Source organism: Yoonia maritima (assembly GCF_002933395.1).
GTDB lineage: Bacteria > Pseudomonadota > Alphaproteobacteria > Rhodobacterales > Rhodobacteraceae > Yoonia > Yoonia maritima_A.
In genome coordinates, this window is record NZ_PKFN01000008.1 from 521,928 (window position 1) to 537,907 (window position 15,980).

The following is a 15,980-nucleotide window of genomic DNA, read 5'->3' on the forward strand; positions in this document are numbered from 1 at the left end:
TCTGGACCTATCTTCCCGCCAAAGCCATGGATCATCCGCCGCCGCTTTTTACCGTTGCGGAATAGCTCTTCCACAAAACCGCTTCCCGCAGGTATGAAACGGACTCATCGATCAGTTCACCTGCATATCCCACAGACACATTCCTGATATCCGTACCGTAAATTTTGGCGCGAAGCCGTCGATGGGAATGGGCAAAGAACCATGCGTCTGGACGATACTGAATGATCAGATCACTCATGTCCGAATGAAACGCGGCAGAGAGTGTATCTATCTCGCCAGCAACGGCAAGATGCGGTCCGTGATGCGTAATGATCACTGTCCGGCCATTGCTCCCCGAAGGATGCGGGTTGGCTAGGTTATCAGCAAGCCACGCCCGATGATCTTGATGAACACGGAGAATTTCTCTTGGCTCCAACCGGCGCTCTCGGCGCATAATTGGGATACGGTCGGCAGGCGTGCTGGGGTCCAGAGGAGCACCGATCATGTGATAGTCTGCCATGAGCAAGTCAGCAGTGTGCATAGCAACCGAGGGCTCGTCGGACAGGTTAAAATCGGTCCACAACGTGCAGCACAAGATGCGCGTATCACCATGCAGCAGAGCTGTTTTCTGTGCGAAATGTGCGTCCACGTCCTTCGCAACCCTTTCCAGCTTAGGGTCGTCGGTCAGATGGCCTGAATAATAATTGTGATTACCGGGCAGCGCATAGATCCGTTCGGGCCGGATGAACTCTGAAAGATACTGAAAAACCTGCGTCCAGCGGTCAGCAGGACCGTTTGTCAGGTCGCCTGCGAGGATCAGAGCATCGGCGTACCAAACGATGTCTTGCAGGGCCCATTGATCAATCGGGCTCAGGGCGAAACGGCGGTAGCTGTCATAATGCAGATCACCCAGGACAACGATTTCGCCGCTGTGGTACGGGATGGTTTGATATTGCATGGCGTGACCTCAGTTTAGCATTGGCGTGCAGGCCAATGTTTGGGCGCGATCCAGCATGCGGCTGACAGTGCGCAGGCTCAGGTTGGCATTTTTGATAGCACCGCAGTCGAAGACATCCATCAGCGCGGCCATCGCGGGATCGGGCAAGCCTCGGCGCGCGCCCTCGGTTTCAACGAATTGCCGCGGTTGTACCGTCGTTAGGTCCGGCAAATTCAGAACAATACAGCGACTTTGAAGCGGCTCGGGCAACCCGTTGCGGCTGTTGGCTGTCATCACCCAATTGACCCAAGACATATCGCATTTGATTTGGAAGAACGGACATTCCCATGTCTCGGCTGTCATGCGTTCCAACAAGGGCAACAATGCATCGGTCAGGGTATGACGCGCACCATTCGTTGCTTGAACATTGCCCGACTTTTCCACCTCATCAACGATAACCAATGGCCCGCCGTGGCGGTTTTGCAGAATGGTCTGCAACAGTTTGCCCGGCGTTGCGCTGGACCAGCCCCTTTGCGAGCCGACTAAAGCGAAGCTGCCCGGTTCGCCTGTCGCGTCAATCTTCGTCGTCGGCACCTCAAGATAATGGGCAAGACGGCGCGCCCAGTGGCTTTTGCCAATGCCGGGCGACCCAACGAGAACGAGAGGGTTAAATCGCAGTCCGGGCAGCCCATCCCGCGCCGAAGCCCGCAGTCCGTGCCAAACCGTTTCGGTCGCCGGTGCCATCCAAGGCATCTCGGCATGCAGGGCTGCCGCGATCTCGTCGGCTTCGTGTTCGGTGGCAATCTTGGCGATGGGCAACCCACCTCTGAGCGACGTGAGGCGAGCACGGTTCTCCTCGCTCAGATGGCGCATGCCTGTTGAGGAGTGCAAACAATCAAGGAACCGCATCGCGCGCCGTTTGATGCGGCGCTTATCGGCGTCATCGAGCAAGTCAAACAAATCTACCCGATCGTCTTCCGCTATTCGACCGGCTTCGATCTCAGCACGTTGCGCAGCATCGCGGGTCGCCTTCAGGAATTTTTTCCATCGCGCTTCCACGTCGCCTAATTTGGGCAAGTCATCGTAGAAGGTGAGGTTGTGAAACGGGATTTTGGATTGGGAGTTTGTCATGTCGGAGTCCTTTCATAGCGCAAGCAAGGCCTGCGCCGGCACCCGGAGATCGATAACAATCGGGCAACTGTTGATATGAAAGGTTCCGGAACCTCTGGAACACTTTGGGAACATCCGCGGAAATATGGCAAGCCCCAGCTTATTAGAGCCGGTCAGACTTATCAGTGTTCACTGCAGAACAGCGAAAATATCGTAACTCATTGAAAATATTAAAAAACCACCAACCTCAAGAAGGTTGGTGGTCATTTGATCTGTGCGGAGTGGTCAAAAAACACCCCATAGTGGCCAAGTTATAGGGTGTCTGACAACACTGAACTTAGCGTTTCATTAAGAACACTTCGAATATCCGCACGACCCACAGGTCATACAACCCTCGACCATACGCAGGTCATACGACCCACAAGAGCCACAGGCTTTTCCACGTGGTTTGCTATTCAACGACACCACGTCTGCTTGAGGGTCGCTTTTTAGCCCCATGCCTTCGCCAGCTAAAAAGCCGGTTGCGATCATGTGCTTTTCGATTACGCCGCCGATCGCCGCGAGGATTGAGGGTACATATTTGCCCTGCATCCACGCTCCACCACGCGGATCAAAGACCGCTTTCAGTTCTTCCACAACGAATGACACATCTCCGCCACGGCGGAACACTGCACTGATCATCCGGGTCAGGGCCACTGTCCAGGCGAAATGCTCCATGTTTTTGGAGTTGATAAACACTTCGAACGGGCGGCGGTGTCCAGCAATCACCAGATCGTTGATCGTGATGTAGATGGCGTGCTCAGAATCTGGCCATTTCAGCTTGTACGTCGCGCCTTCTAGCTCATTCGGGCGATCCAACGGCTCTGACATATAGATGATCTCAGACCCTTGGTCGCCTTCACGTACTTGCTCAGGAACCTCGGATGGCGATGCTTCGGATGATACGGACAGAACGGAACCTGTCACGTCATTCGGACGATAGGTCGTGCAACCTTTGCAGCCTTGATCCCATGCGGCCATGTAGACCTCTTTGAAATCGTCAAAGCTGATGTCTTCGGGGCAGTTAATCGTCTTTGAGATCGAGCTGTCGATCCATTTTTGCGCTGCCGCCTGCATACGAACATGGTCAAGTGGCGCAAGCGTTTGTGCGTTCACAAAATAGTCCGGCAGAGGTGCGTCGCCCTTTAGGTCGCGCCACATCTGAACAGCGTAATCAACGACCTCTTCCTCGGTCCGCGACCCATCTTTTTGCAGAACCTTACGAGTGTAGGCATAGGCAAACACGGGTTCGATCCCGGATGATACGTTGCCAGCATAAAGGCTGATGGTACCGGTTGGCGCGATTGAAGTGAGCAGCGCATTTCGTATGCCATTTTGACGGATAGCATCACAAACATCATCATCCATGTCCTGCATTGCACCACTCGCCAGAAACTTGTCAGCGTCGAACAGCGGGAACGCACCCTTTTCCTTCGCCAAGTCCACTGACGCCAGATATGCGGCGCGGGCGATCGCGTGCATCCATTCGTCCGTCTGACGCGCCGCTTCTTCTGATCCATAGCGCAGGCCAACCATCAGCAATGCATCGGCCAAACCAGTGACACCCAGCCCGATACGACGCTTGGCCGCGGCCTCTTGTGCTTGTGCCTCAAGCGGGAACCGCGAGGTATCAACAACGTTATCCATCATGCGCACGGCGGTCGCGACCAGATCAGTCATCGCATCCGAGTCAAGCGCAGCACCAGCTTCAAACGGGTTGCTGACAAGGCGAGCCATGTTGATCGAACCCAACAGGCAAGCACCGTAAGGTGGCAAGGGTTGCTCACCACATGGGTTCGTCGCGGCAATGGTTTCGCAGTAGTTCAGGTTGTTCATCTGATTGATGCGGTCGATAAAAATCACGCCGGGTTCGGCATAATCATAGGTCGACTGCATAATCGCATCCCACAATTCGCGGGCTTGAACGGTGCGATATGTCTTGCCGTTGAACACCAAATCCCAAGGTCCGTCCGCCTTAACCGCGTCCATGAAGGGATCAGTAATCAGCACAGACATGTTAAACATCCGCAGACGGGCTGCGTCGGATTTCGCCGTGATGAAATCTTCGACGTCAGGGTGATCGCAACGCATGGTCGCCATCATCGCGCCACGACGCGAACCTGCTGACATGATCGTGCGACACATTGCATCCCAGACGTCCATAAACGACAGCGGGCCAGAGGCATCCGCAGCAACACCCATTACCGACGCGCCTTTGGGGCGGATGGTGCTAAAATCGTAACCGATCCCCCCGCCCTGCTGCATGGTCAGCGCGGCTTCCTTTAGCATGTCAAAGATGCCACCCATGTTGTCAGGCACAGTGCCCATGACAAAACAGTTAAACAGCGTCACAGAACGCGCTGTACCTGCACCTGCAGTGATCCGGCCAGCGGGCAGATATTTAAAATCTGACAACGCGCCATAGAATTTTTCCTCCCAAACCGCCGGGTCTTTTTCGACCACAGCCAAAGATTTAGCGATACGACGCCATGTATCTTCGACCGTTTGATCGATTGGCGTTCCATCTGCCTGCTTGAAGCGGTACTTCATATCCCAGATTTGTTCGGCAATCGGGGCGGCAAAAGCGGTCATGGGATGATCCTTGTTTGATTCTGATGGGCTGCAGCGAGGCTGCAAAGCATAAGCGGTGAATGATTGAAAGCAAGGGCAGCGGCCCTACTTTCAGAATCGTGAACCCCGGTCTATACCGGGATGATGATACCACATCTAGGGGTCAAATGTGACAAAGTGCATAAATATAGTGAAGCTGTCGGTTGGCACGGATGATGTCGCGGGATTGGCAGCATGGCAAGACACGCGTCACGCGCAGACTGCTGATGGGTATCCCCGGCACATAACCCGCATGTGGCCCAAGCGCGAGACCGAAATACTTAACGGTGGGTCAATCTATTGGGTGATCAAAGGGGTGATCCAATGCCGCCAGCCGGTTATCCGTCTGGATGAAATCATTGGCGAGGACGGTATCCGCCGGTGTGCGATCGTCAGCAAACCCGGTTTGATCCGCGTCGCAGCAACCCCGCGTCGCGCCTTTCAAGGCTGGCGCTATCTTCCCGTTGACGATGCACCAGAGGACCTAACTGGCAGACAACAGGCCGAAGAAGCATTGCCCCCCGAGCTATCCAAAGCCCTAGCAGATATTGGCGTGCGATAGGCCGTCACAAATTTCTAGAAATTTGTGAAACCACTTCTGCAACTGTCATTACATCGTCGCGGGTACAGTCGAACTGCCCTATTTGCACACGGATCGCAAACCGCCCTTCGTGGCGTGTCTGGGTCAGATAAACGCGACCATCATCGTTTATGCGTTCAAGCAATGCTTCGGTCTTAGCATCGTCACCCAATCGAAAGGTGAACAGTGACAAGACTGGCGCAGTCACAATTTTGCATCCTTCGATTTGCGCAATCGCTTTGGCTAACTCATCCGCCCAAGCCACATGATTTCGAATACGCTGCCGCAATCCGTCTAGCCCATAGGCGCGCAACACGAACCACACCTTCAACGCACGAAACCGCCGCCCCAATGGTACGGTCCATTCATTGAAGTTCACGATCTCATCATGCCCCAAAGTCTGTAAATACTCTGGCCGTAACCCAAGCGACCTAATCTGCGGCGCGGGATCTGCAAGAAACTGGACCGCACAATCAAACTGCACACCCAGCCATTTGTGTGGATTGAACACAACGCTATCAGCGCCATCAACGCCCGCCCATAGATCACGAAACTCTGGGCAGATCATCGCCGATCCGGCCCAAGCCGCATCCACATGAGTATAAAGATCGTGCCGCTTTGCGACAATCAAACATTCAGCAATCGGATCGCATGCACCGATCGACGTTCCGCCAGTACACATAATGACCCCGGCAGGTTTATGCCCCGATGCAATGTCTGCGCGGATCGCAGCATCAAGCGCCTCAGGGTCCATGCCATAATCGGCACGCGTCGGCACCTTCACTAGATTGGCCTGCCCGATCCCCGCAACGCGCACGGCTTTATCTACCGACGAATGCGTCTGCGCCGATGCGTATATCCGCAAACGCGGTCCGCCGAACAGCCCGTCTTCGACCGAGCGCCATCCTGTCGCCCGATCACGCATAGTAAGAACCGCCGATAATGTTGCAGTGGTCGCGCTGTCATGGATCGTGCCTGTGAAATGGTTGGATAGTCCCAGCGCGGCACGCAACCAGCCAACCATGACCTGTTCGATCTCGGTCGCCGCAGGCGATGTTTGCCACAACATCGCCTGTGCCGCGATGGCGCTGGTTAGCTGTTCGGCCAACATCGATGCAGGTGATGCATTCGCAGGGAAATACGCAAAGAACCGTGGATGCTGCCAATGCGTGATTGCATCGGGCACAGTCGCCTCGAAATCCGCAAAAATCTGGGCCATTGGTTCAGGCGCGTCAGGGGCGACAGCTGGCAGTTTTGCCGCCGTATCCCCATAGGCAACTTGCGCCCTTACAGGCCGATCACGCAATCCGTTGTGATAATCAAGTGCCCATTCAGCCGCGCGACGCGACCATTCTACCAATTCATCATGTGTCATCGCCGCACTTAGCCACGCTGCACGCGCAGGAACAATCCTTTGGTTAGTTGATTACCCCAACGGTCGAAAACCCGCATTGCTCTGCAATCTTTCCATAAGACGCGGTAAACCCAGCAAGCGACGCGCCATAGACGACTTCACCGTCCAGCGTGATCCAAAGCTGTGCCGCTTGACGCATGGATTGCAGCAGCCAAAGACTATCGTCTTGGTGTGCTTGCGCATAGGCAAACCGAATACCGTCATCATCGAACCCGGCGGTCACAAAACCTTCGGTAATATTGTCTGGGTCAAATTCAAAAAGCACGCGCTGCCCGTCTTTCATCAGCGTTTCATAGCCGCGCGGCGCGGTTTCGTACAATGTCGGCGCCGGATAGTATGCTGGAGGCAATGCGTCACCATTTGACACATCAATACGCAATGATGGCATACCATCGCCACCTGTTAACGCGGTGCAAAAGACACGCGTATCTTCGCCCGTATCGACGGTTTCAATGATGACTCGCCAATCATTGTAATCCCAATATTCAATGTCAGCATACGCAGCAACAGGCAACAATGTCAGAACAGCAAAAGCGAATTTCATAAGGTGATCCTAAAAATGTAATGCACGCACCTTCGCACGACATCCTGACCAAATTATGAACGCTTTTGCCTAAATTCCCAAAATCATCTGTAGGGTCTTCAATGTCTTGCGCTGTTCATCAGTCCAGTCCTTGCGGCGGCCGCGAAACAGCGTCGCCTGCGATGCATGGATCAAGCCGTCGTCAAGAATTTTCAAACCATTCGCACGCAACGTATCACCCGTCGAGGTGATATCCGCAATTGCTTCTGCGGTCTCATTCTTAACTGTACCTTCGGTCGCCCCTTGACTGTCAATCAGCTGGTAATCAGCAACACCGTGTTCACGCAAAAATTCCCGTACAAGACGGTGGTATTTGGTCGCGATCCGCAGGCGAAAACCGTGCTTTGCGCGAAACGCGGCGGCGGCGGCGTCTAGATCGTCGAGCGTATCTACATCGACCCACGCCTGCGGCACAGCAACGATCAGATCAGCGCCGCCAAAACCCATAAGTGCAAGTTCACCGACTTGGCTGTCCCAATTCGCCAATTTTTCACGGACAAGGTCAGACCCAGTCACACCAAGATGGATGTTCCCAGACGCAAGTTCGCGTGGAATTTCTCCGGCTGACAAAAGCACCAGTTCAACGCCTTCGATACCTTCGACGGCACCCGCATATTCGCGGTCTAATCCAGACTTGCGCAGGGTCACGCCCCGGCTGCCGAACCAGTCGAAGGTCTTTTCCATCAGCCGTCCTTTTGACGGCACACCAAGCTTTAGCATCACGCAACCCCCAAGGCTAAGTCAGGACGGATCACACCGCCGACCGCCGGGACCGCACGCCCCTCGCCCAAGCGAGCGGTCAGCGCGTCATAACGGCCACCCGTTGCGACTGGCGGCAGATCAGGGCGTTTTGTTGCGTAGAACCCAAATACGAAACCATCGTAATATTCCAACGACGTCCGACCATAGCTGCCTTCGAATTCAAGGTTATCAACATCAACGCCACGTGCATCCAGTGCATTCACGCGAGCTTCCATCCGGGCTACGGCATCCGAAATCGCCGGCATATCAACTGCGATGTCTCGTAGATGGCTCAGGACATTGGGCGTCGTTTCACGCAACTCCAAAATCGCATCAATCAACATCACTTCATCCGAAGAAATCGGCGGCTGTTGTGCATCGTCACGCAATGCGGCGATCCGGGCCTCAACCTCGGCACGGCTGCGCAAACCGATATCTGAACCTGCGTTTGCAAACGGATCATCGGCCGCCAGCAACGCAGTGCGCGTCGCTGGAACCTTGCCGCCCGCATAACGCTTTAGCAGTGTTTTAAAGCGATGCGGCCGCCAGATGTGGCGCAACAAGGCGGCCTTGCGGGCATCCGTCGTCTGCAAACCACGCACAGCAGCTGTCAGAATGCCAATATCGCCAGTTGCGGCGCGCACAGGCAGCCCAGACAAACCTTCGGCGATCACGGCAAACACCTCGGCATCTGCGGCAGCAGGGTTCTGGCCGTCGAACACCTCGTACCCAACCTGCATGTATTCATTCGCACGGGTTTCGTCGTTTTCTTGCTTACGAAACACCTTGCCCGCATAGGCATAGCGCGCAGGGTCCGCGTGGCTCTCCATATGCATCTGCACAACGGGAACCGTAAAATCAGGGCGCAGCACCATTTCACCGCGCAGCGGATCAGACGTTAGATAGGCTCGCGCACGAATGTCTTCGCCATAGAGATCAAGCAGCGTTTCAGCGGATTGTAGCACATCCGCTTCGATCACTTGCGCACCTTGGGCGGCAAACAGATCGCGCAGGCGGCGGGCCTCGGCCCGCGTTTCAGGTGAATTTGGCATTAGCTTTGACTGTCCAAAATCTCGCGCAATTTCGCGACCATTTGATCGCGAGGCACTTCGTATTGGCTCGGGCGGTCTTTCCATTCCTCAAGGGTCGCGTTCTTGGCGATCTCTGCGCCAAGGATCATATCCTTAATTTGGACCTTACCCGCGTCGAATTCATCGCCACCCGCAATCACAGCAGCAGGTGAATTGCGCTTATCCGCATATTTCAACTGATTGCCAAAGTTCTTGGGATTACCCAAATAAACCTCTGCACGGATGCCGTTGTTACGCAGCTCAGCCACCATCGTCTGATAGTCAGCCATACGTGCACGGTCCATGACGGTCACGACAACAGGACCAGCAGCAACGGTGTCCAAACGGCCCTTGGCGCGCAGCGCGGCCAACAGACGGTCAACACCGATAGACACGCCTGTTGCTGGCACTTCTTGGCCCGTAAAGCGTTTCACTAGATCGTCATAACGACCACCGCCGGACACCGAACCAAAGTTACGCGGACGCCCCTTTTCATCGGTGACTTCGAACGTCAGTTCAGCCTCGAACACCGGTCCGGTGTAATAGCCAAGGCCACGCACGACGGATGGGTCAATCTCTATGCGGTCTGAACTGTAGCCGCCAGCGTCCAGCAGTTCGGCAATCGTCTCAAGCTCGGCCACGCCGTCACCGCCGACCTTTGAACCAGTCACCAGTTCACGCAAACGCGTAACGGTCGCTGTGCCTGTGTCGCGTTTAGCATCCATAAAGCCCATGACGATTTCGGCCTGCTCGGCGGATAGCCCGGCACCTTTGGTAAAGTCGCCGCTGTCATCTTTGCGGCCTTCGCCCAGCAATGCACACACGCCGTCCACACCAAGGCGGTCCAGCTTATCAATTGCGCGCAGAACAATGCCGCGCTCGGATGCGAACCGATCTGGGTCGCTTGGGTCCAAGACGCCCGCGACTTCCATGACGCCGTTCAGCACCTTGCGGTTATTGACGCGCACAACGTAATCGCCGCGTGGGATGCCCACGACCTCTAGGGTATCAGACAGCATCGCGCAGATTTCAGCATCAGCCGCGACGCTAGACGCGCCGACAGTATCAGCATCACACTGATAGAACTGACGGAACCGGCCCGGACCGGGCTTTTCGTTACGCCAAACCGGACCCATCGCATAACGGCGATAAGGGGACGGCAGGTCATTGCGATACTGCGCCGCGACACGCGCCAATGGGGCTGTCAGATCATAGCGCAGGGCAAGCCAGTCATTGTCTTCTTCCCACGCGAACACACCTTCGTTCGGGCGATCAACGTCGGGCAGAAATTTGCCCAATGCCTCGACCGTTTCGACAGCCGATGTTTCCAGCGCGTCAAAGCCGTAACGATGATAGACTCCGGCAATCTTGGTCAGCATTTCCGTGCGTTCTGCCACCTCTGCACCAAAATAGTCGCGGAAACCTTTTGGTGTCTGCGCCTTTGGGCGGGGCTGCTTTTTAACCTTGGCCATATTGGGTCCTATCTTCGCGGATAATAGGTCGCCGTTTAACGCGGCTACGTCACAGGAGCAATGCAGTCATCGAAAAACTGCCGCAGCGTGTGGTTTTGGGAAAATCCCAGACTATGCAGGCCAGCGTAGTTCCGCTAATGCAGCAACATGACCGATACATTGCACCTAGAAGAACAAATCGCCCACCTGACACGCACAGTCGACGAATTGTCGGATATCGTCGCGCGACAAGAAACCGAACTGGCGCTCGCGATGCGCCGGTTGGCGATGTTGATGGAACGCGAGGCATCACGCGAGTTAGATGCAGGTGGCACCGTGCCGCTCGCCGACCAGCGCCCCCCACATTGGTAAAAGCCGACCTAGGCTGCAGGTAGCGCCCATGCGCCCAGCAGTCCGCTTTCGCTCGCCTTGGGCGCCAGACGCGCTGTTGGACCGAACGCCGCTAGATTATGTTCCAGCTCTGGGAATAGCGCAAATATCTCTGCGCTTTGTTCTTCGTGCATGCCATTGATCCCAACATGACCGGGATGAAAGCTCTCGCAGGGTGCGTCATCGGCGTAAACGACTTCATGTCGATCAAATAAGATATGATAATAGGTCACCTCGCCACCTTCACGGCGCACGATGCTTCCGCCGTTCACAAGCTGCTTTGCTGGCACAAGTACCTCTAATTCACCGAACATCAATTCTGCTTGCCAGCCCTGCATCAGCACACGGTGCTGTGGTGACAACACCAGTTCACGCGTGTTGCCCACAACACCCTGGGAAATAACGATTGGCGCAAATTTTCCAACGGCATCAACAGTCCGAGACCCAACCCAGCGAATCGGCTGAAGCCCGTTATCCATCGTCATGACCAAGTCGCCTTCGCGCAGATCCTGCACGGCAACCTTACCTGTATCAGTTTCAATTAATGTGCCGTGACCAAAACAAACCACGTCGCCGCTTAGATCACCAATGCCAATTACGCCAGCACGGACACCACTGGACTGGCTGCCCCCCATCAACACGAACACCCGCACGACAGGCTGATCGAATGTTACCGTCAGTGAATCAGGGGAACCCGGGCCATCAACCGACTGACTGTTATTACCATTGGCCTCAACTGTGTACGCATCCACGACATCATGAGTCGCGCTAAGATCGCTAAACGTTGGTGCAACTAAATTGCCGTTAGCATCATAGCCGTATATCACGGCCTGATCATCCCAAGCCGTACCATTGGCGTCTAAATCTAAAATTTCAAAACTAAGATTATCTACGGCGCGATCTGTAAAATCCAGCCTTACACCATTGAGCTGACCCGCCTGCAGCCCACTTGAGCGAATATAGCCACCATTGCCATTGTTATAACTCGAGCCCGAAGTACCCGAAGTCGCCACATTTGTCGACGTGAAGCCAGTGTTGTTCACCCCGTCATTTAACGTCGTCGACCCATTCGGGCTAGAAAAAGTGGTCCAATCAAATAAAAATGGCATAGCTATACCTGTCACTTCACAATATTTACGACATGACTTACGAGGCTTTTTGTTTATTTATAGGCCAAAAGGTTAATAAGTACACCAAAGTACAGGCCCAACCCCAGAGGTTTAAGTCCCGACGCAATTGACAAGGGGGAAAAAATATTGGCTGTCGTCACTTTTCCACATGAAACCGCCCAAAGGTTGCGATCACGAATCGATCAGCTGATCGCAGAACACGGCGCAAAGGTGTTCCCGGCGACTGACGTTGCAATGGGGTTATTCTTTACGCCCGAAGAAACACACGAATTTGGCGGCGACACAGGCGAAGCCATGATTTTCGCGGCACCTACCCTTAAGATGATCACAAGTACCATTCCAGAATTCGAAGGTGACCGCAGGAATTACTGCATCATCAAGAACGAACGTGCCATTGTACGAATCGATCCCTTTGCACAGTCAAAGCCCTAAGCGTCTTCGACCTCTATCACACCATTCAAACTGCGCAGCGCGCCTTTGATCTGTGGGTTCACAGGGAAATCTTCGCCAAGGTCTAATTCAACCTCACCCGGCAAATCAGGATGCATCAGGTTAAAGTAAACAGGCCCCCGCCCTGCCCGCACGCCATCTTTGATGGCGTTGGCAAGGATGCTCGCCACGGATTCGATTGCGTCCGGCGTGTCGATAAACACCCGCAGCGCAGAACCGCCCGCATCAGCAACAACATTATCAATCGGCGCGACAGAACGACCAAGCAGCTTTAGCTGGTCGCTTTCCATCGTGGCCTCGCAAGACAGCACGACTTGGCTACCTGTCTCAAGGTAATCACGCGCGGCCTCCAGCGTATCAGAGAACAACGTGACCTCGTATTGCCCTGTCGGGTCAGACAGCTGCGCAAAGGCAAAGCGGTTCCCGCGTGCAGATTTGCGTTCCTGTCTGCCAGAAACAGTACCCGCCATTTTCACAACACAGGCACCCCGTTTGGCCTTCAGCATGACCTCGTCCAAGGTCAGGACCTGTTTCCGTTTCAGCGCGCCCATGTAGTCATCAAGCGGGTGACCAGACAGGTAGAAACCGATCGCCTTGAATTCCTCGGCCAGCCGTTCTGCGGGCAACCAATCGTCGCCACCAGCAAGGCGGGGTTCGGGCAAATCATCGCCAGCCTCGCCAAACAATGACACCTGATTGGATGACTTTTGATCGTGGATTGCACCCGAATACCCGGACAGCGCATCAAGGCTCATCATCACGCGACGACGATTACGATCAAGCACGTCGAACGCCCCTGCCCGTGCAAGCATTTCCAGCGGACGTTTACCGACCCGCTTCAAATCAACCCGGCGCGCGAAATCGAAAAGGTTCACGAACTCACTGTCGCCGCGGCCTTCGACGATTAGCTTCATCGCCTCGACACCGACGTTTTTCAACGCGCCCAGCGCATAGACAAGTTTGCCCTCGAACACGTCAAACGTGGCTTGTGACCTGTTCACACAAGGCGGCGTGTATGCGATACCAAGGCCCTTTTTGACCTCTTGGAAATAGACACCCAATTTATCTGTTAGGTGAATATCGCAGTTCATCACACCGGCCATAAATTCGACCGGATGGTTCGCCTTTAGCCATGCTGTTTGGTAAGAAACCACCGCATAGGCAGCCGCGTGCGATTTGTTAAAACCGTAGTTCGCGAATTTCTCGAGAAGGTCAAAAACCTCGGCCGCTTTTTTCTTATCGACCCCATTTTCCATCGCCCCTTTTTCGAATTTGGGACGTTCCTTGGCCATTTCCTCGGCGATCTTTTTACCCATCGCACGACGCAGCAAATCCGCACCACCAAGGCTATAGCCAGCCATGACCTGCGCGATCTGCATAACCTGTTCTTGGTAAACGATGATGCCTTGAGTTTCTGCCAGCAGATAATCGATAGATTCATGCACCGATTCAATCTCGCGCTGGCCGTTCTTAACCTCGCAGTAGGTCGGGATGTTCTCCATCGGGCCGGGGCGGTACAGCGCCACAAGCGCAACAATATCCTCGATACAGGTCGGCTTCATGCGCTTTAGCGCATCCATCATGCCGCTGGATTCCACCTGAAATACCGCGACGGTCTTAGCGCTGGAATAGAGTTTATAGGATGCCTCGTCATCCAGCGGGATCGCACCGATATCGTATTCGAAACCAACGGGCGGCTGGTACAATTCGGTTCCATCGGCCGCCACATTCAACGTGCGGCCATTCTTTTTGACCAGCTCAACGGCGTTCTGAATGACTGTCAGGGTCTTTAGACCCAAAAAGTCGAACTTAACCAGACCGGCCTGCTCAACCCACTTCATGTTGAACTGGGTGGCAGGCATGTCAGAGCGCGGATCTTGATACAGCGGGACCAGTTCGTCCAACGGACGGTCACCAATCACAACACCCGCAGCGTGGGTCGATGCGTTCCGCAAAAGGCCTTCGACCTGCTGCGCGTATTTCAGCAGACGATCAACGACCTCTTCGTTCTGGGCTTCTTCGCGCAGGCGCGGTTCATCCGCGAGCGCCTTCTCAATCGAAACAGGTTTCACCCCCTCAACAGGGATCATCTTGGATAGACGGTCGACCTGCCCATAAGACATCTGCAAAACACGACCTACGTCGCGCACAGCAGCCTTGGACAACAGCGCACCAAAGGTGATGATCTGCCCCACCTTATCGCGCCCGTATTTTTCCTGCACATAGCGAATAACTTCTTCGCGGCGGTCCATACAAAAGTCGATATCGAAATCGGGCATGGAGACACGTTCTGGGTTCAAGAACCGCTCGAACAGAAGCGAATAGCGCAGTGGATCAAGATCGGTAATCAGCAGCGCATAAGCCACCAGTGATCCCGCACCCGAACCACGGCCCGGCCCAACAGGAATACCGTTATCCTTGGACCATTTGATAAAGTCAGCAACGATCAAGAAGTAGCCGGGGAACCCCATGCCCTCAATAATACTCAGCTCGAACTCAAGTCGCTTTTCGTATTCGGCGACCTCAGCCGCGTGCGGAATAATGGCCAGCCGGGCTTTCAGTCCTTCCTCGGCCTGACGCCGCAATTCCGCGACCTCGTCATCAGCAAACTTAGGAAGGATCGGATCACGTTTATAAGTCTTGAACGCACAGCGCTTTGCAATCTCAACCGTGTTTTCGATGGCCTCTGGTAGATCGGCAAACAGCGTCACCATTTCCTGTGGAGACTTGAAATAATGCTGCGGAGTCAGACGACGACGCGGCTCTTGTTGATCGACATAGGCACCTTCAGAAATACACAACAGCGCATCATGTGCCTCATACAGACCCGTCTTAGGAAAATAGACATCATTCGTCGCAACCAAAGGCAGGTTTTTCGCATATGCCATCTCAATATGCCCACGCTCTGACAGGCGCTCTGCCTCTGGCAGACCACCATCAATCGGATGACGCTGAAGTTCCACATACAGACGGTCCGGATACGTCACAGCCAAACGATCCATCAGGACTTCGGCCTTCGGGCGTTGACCCTGACGCAGCAAACGACCAACCGGGCCATCGGGGCCACCAGACAAACAGATCAATCCTTCATGATATTGGCTTAGGTCATCTAACGTGACCTGCGGCAACTGCCCACCTGCGTCCAAATACTCGCAAGAGTTCAGCTTCATCAGGTTCATATAACCTGCCTCGGTCTGGGCAAGCAGCACAATCGGCGCAGGATCTTCGGGGCGCTTTCCCGGCTCTGGCGTCGTATAGCACAGATCAACCTGACACCCGATGATCGGCTGGATACCGGCCTTTGAAGCACCCTCCGAAAATTCCAATGCGCAAAACATGTTGTTGCGGTCGGTCACGGCAACAGCGGGCATGTCCATCGCGGCGGCCATGCCGGGTAATTTCTTAACCGGAACGGCACCTTCCAACAGGGAATACTCTGAATGGACACGCAGATGGATGAATCGGGGATTTGTACTCATGGGGGCAAACTATCTGA

Annotated in this window: 13 protein-coding genes; 3 read left to right on the top strand and 10 right to left on the bottom strand. The window is 54.6% G+C overall.

Annotated elements, in window-relative coordinates:
• Positions 1-31: 31 nt before the first annotated feature.
• The 3 genes from CYQ09_RS09105 to CYQ09_RS09115 all read right to left on the bottom strand — a co-directional run bounded on the left by CYQ09_RS09105 (position 32) and on the right by CYQ09_RS09115 (position 4,657).
• Positions 32-937 carry a metallophosphoesterase gene (locus CYQ09_RS09105; RefSeq protein ID WP_106745078.1) on the bottom strand — a complete coding sequence of 302 codons (906 nt, stop codon included), beginning with the start codon at positions 935-937 and terminating at the stop codon, positions 32-34.
• Between the two features lie 9 nt (positions 938-946).
• Complete coding sequence (locus tag CYQ09_RS09110; protein ID WP_106745079.1) at positions 947-2,047, bottom strand: AAA family ATPase; 1,101 nt, start codon at positions 2,045-2,047, stop codon at positions 947-949.
• A 327-nt stretch (positions 2,048-2,374) separates the two neighbouring features.
• Positions 2,375-4,657 (bottom strand): adenosylcobalamin-dependent ribonucleoside-diphosphate reductase, encoded by a 2,283-nt coding sequence (locus CYQ09_RS09115; protein WP_106745080.1) that lies wholly within the window; start codon positions 4,655-4,657, stop codon positions 2,375-2,377.
• Between the two features lie 148 nt (positions 4,658-4,805).
• On the opposite strand from CYQ09_RS09115, the gene CYQ09_RS09120 reads away from it, so the two are divergent.
• Complete coding sequence (locus CYQ09_RS09120; RefSeq protein WP_106745081.1) at positions 4,806-5,237, top strand: DUF1489 family protein; 432 nt, start codon at positions 4,806-4,808, stop codon at positions 5,235-5,237.
• Between the two features lie 4 nt (positions 5,238-5,241).
• On the opposite strand, the gene CYQ09_RS09125 is transcribed toward CYQ09_RS09120, so the two are convergent.
• The 5 genes from CYQ09_RS09125 to hisS form a co-directional block, all read right to left on the bottom strand.
• Entirely contained in the window at positions 5,242-6,630 is a 1,389-nt protein-coding gene (locus CYQ09_RS09125) for a pyridoxal phosphate-dependent decarboxylase family protein (RefSeq protein ID WP_106745082.1), read from the bottom strand.
• A 43-nt stretch (positions 6,631-6,673) separates the two neighbouring features.
• Entirely contained in the window at positions 6,674-7,213 is a 540-nt protein-coding gene (locus CYQ09_RS09130) for a hypothetical protein (RefSeq protein ID WP_106745083.1), read from the bottom strand.
• Positions 7,214-7,282: 69 nt separating this feature from the next.
• Complete coding sequence (hisG, locus tag CYQ09_RS09135; protein WP_106745084.1) at positions 7,283-7,972, bottom strand: ATP phosphoribosyltransferase; 690 nt, start codon at positions 7,970-7,972, stop codon at positions 7,283-7,285.
• On the bottom strand, positions 7,972-9,045 hold the full coding sequence (locus CYQ09_RS09140) for an ATP phosphoribosyltransferase regulatory subunit (RefSeq protein ID WP_106745085.1): 1,074 nt from the start codon (positions 9,043-9,045) through the stop codon (positions 7,972-7,974). The genes hisG and CYQ09_RS09140 overlap by 1 nt, the downstream gene beginning before the upstream one ends.
• Positions 9,045-10,535 (bottom strand): histidine--tRNA ligase, encoded by a 1,491-nt coding sequence (hisS, locus tag CYQ09_RS09145; protein WP_106745086.1) that lies wholly within the window; start codon positions 10,533-10,535, stop codon positions 9,045-9,047. Before hisS ends, CYQ09_RS09140 begins: the two co-directional genes overlap by 1 nt.
• A 147-nt stretch (positions 10,536-10,682) precedes the next feature.
• Between hisS and CYQ09_RS09150 the strand changes: the two genes are divergently transcribed.
• Positions 10,683-10,886 carry a SlyX family protein gene (locus CYQ09_RS09150; RefSeq protein WP_106745087.1) on the top strand — a complete coding sequence of 68 codons (204 nt, stop codon included), beginning with the start codon at positions 10,683-10,685 and terminating at the stop codon, positions 10,884-10,886.
• An 8-nt stretch (positions 10,887-10,894) separates the two neighbouring features.
• Here the strand turns inward: CYQ09_RS09150 and CYQ09_RS09155 are convergent, their stop codons facing one another.
• Positions 10,895-12,013: a Hint domain-containing protein gene (locus tag CYQ09_RS09155; protein WP_106745088.1), complete on the bottom strand. Its 1,119-nt coding sequence runs from the start codon at positions 12,011-12,013 to the stop codon at positions 10,895-10,897.
• 147 nt (positions 12,014-12,160) lie between these two features.
• Here CYQ09_RS09155 and CYQ09_RS09160 point away from each other — a divergent pair, with 147 nt between their 5' ends.
• Positions 12,161-12,466 carry a hypothetical protein gene (locus CYQ09_RS09160; protein ID WP_106745089.1) on the top strand — a complete coding sequence of 102 codons (306 nt, stop codon included), beginning with the start codon at positions 12,161-12,163 and terminating at the stop codon, positions 12,464-12,466.
• On the opposite strand, the gene dnaE is transcribed toward CYQ09_RS09160, so the two are convergent.
• Entirely contained in the window at positions 12,463-15,963 is a 3,501-nt protein-coding gene (gene dnaE, locus CYQ09_RS09165; protein ID WP_106745090.1) for a DNA polymerase III subunit alpha, read from the bottom strand. The genes CYQ09_RS09160 and dnaE overlap by 4 nt on opposite strands.
• Positions 15,964-15,980: the final 17 nt, after the last annotated feature.

Excerpts from the sequence above, each read along its gene's own strand:
- CYQ09_RS09125 (WP_106745082.1), bottom strand. The coding sequence starts at position 6,630 with ATGACACATGATGAATTGGTAGAATGGTCGCGTCGCGCGGCTGAATGG.
- CYQ09_RS09105 (WP_106745078.1), bottom strand. The coding sequence starts at position 937 with ATGCAATATCAAACCATCCCGTACCACAGCGGCGAAATCGTTGTCCTG.
- CYQ09_RS09150 (WP_106745087.1), top strand. The coding sequence starts at position 10,683 with ATGACCGATACATTGCACCTAGAAGAACAAATCGCCCACCTGACACGC.
- CYQ09_RS09110 (WP_106745079.1), bottom strand. The coding sequence starts at position 2,047 with ATGACAAACTCCCAATCCAAAATCCCGTTTCACAACCTCACCTTCTAC.
- CYQ09_RS09115 (WP_106745080.1), bottom strand. The coding sequence starts at position 4,657 with ATGACCGCTTTTGCCGCCCCGATTGCCGAACAAATCTGGGATATGAAG.
- CYQ09_RS09140 (WP_106745085.1), bottom strand. The coding sequence starts at position 9,045 with ATGCCAAATTCACCTGAAACGCGGGCCGAGGCCCGCCGCCTGCGCGAT.
- hisS (WP_106745086.1), bottom strand. The coding sequence starts at position 10,535 with ATGGCCAAGGTTAAAAAGCAGCCCCGCCCAAAGGCGCAGACACCAAAA.
- CYQ09_RS09130 (WP_106745083.1), bottom strand. The coding sequence starts at position 7,213 with ATGAAATTCGCTTTTGCTGTTCTGACATTGTTGCCTGTTGCTGCGTAT.
- dnaE (WP_106745090.1), bottom strand. The coding sequence starts at position 15,963 with ATGAGTACAAATCCCCGATTCATCCATCTGCGTGTCCATTCAGAGTAT.
- CYQ09_RS09155 (WP_106745088.1), bottom strand. The coding sequence starts at position 12,013 with ATGCCATTTTTATTTGATTGGACCACTTTTTCTAGCCCGAATGGGTCG.
- hisG (WP_106745084.1), bottom strand. The coding sequence starts at position 7,972 with ATGCTAAAGCTTGGTGTGCCGTCAAAAGGACGGCTGATGGAAAAGACC.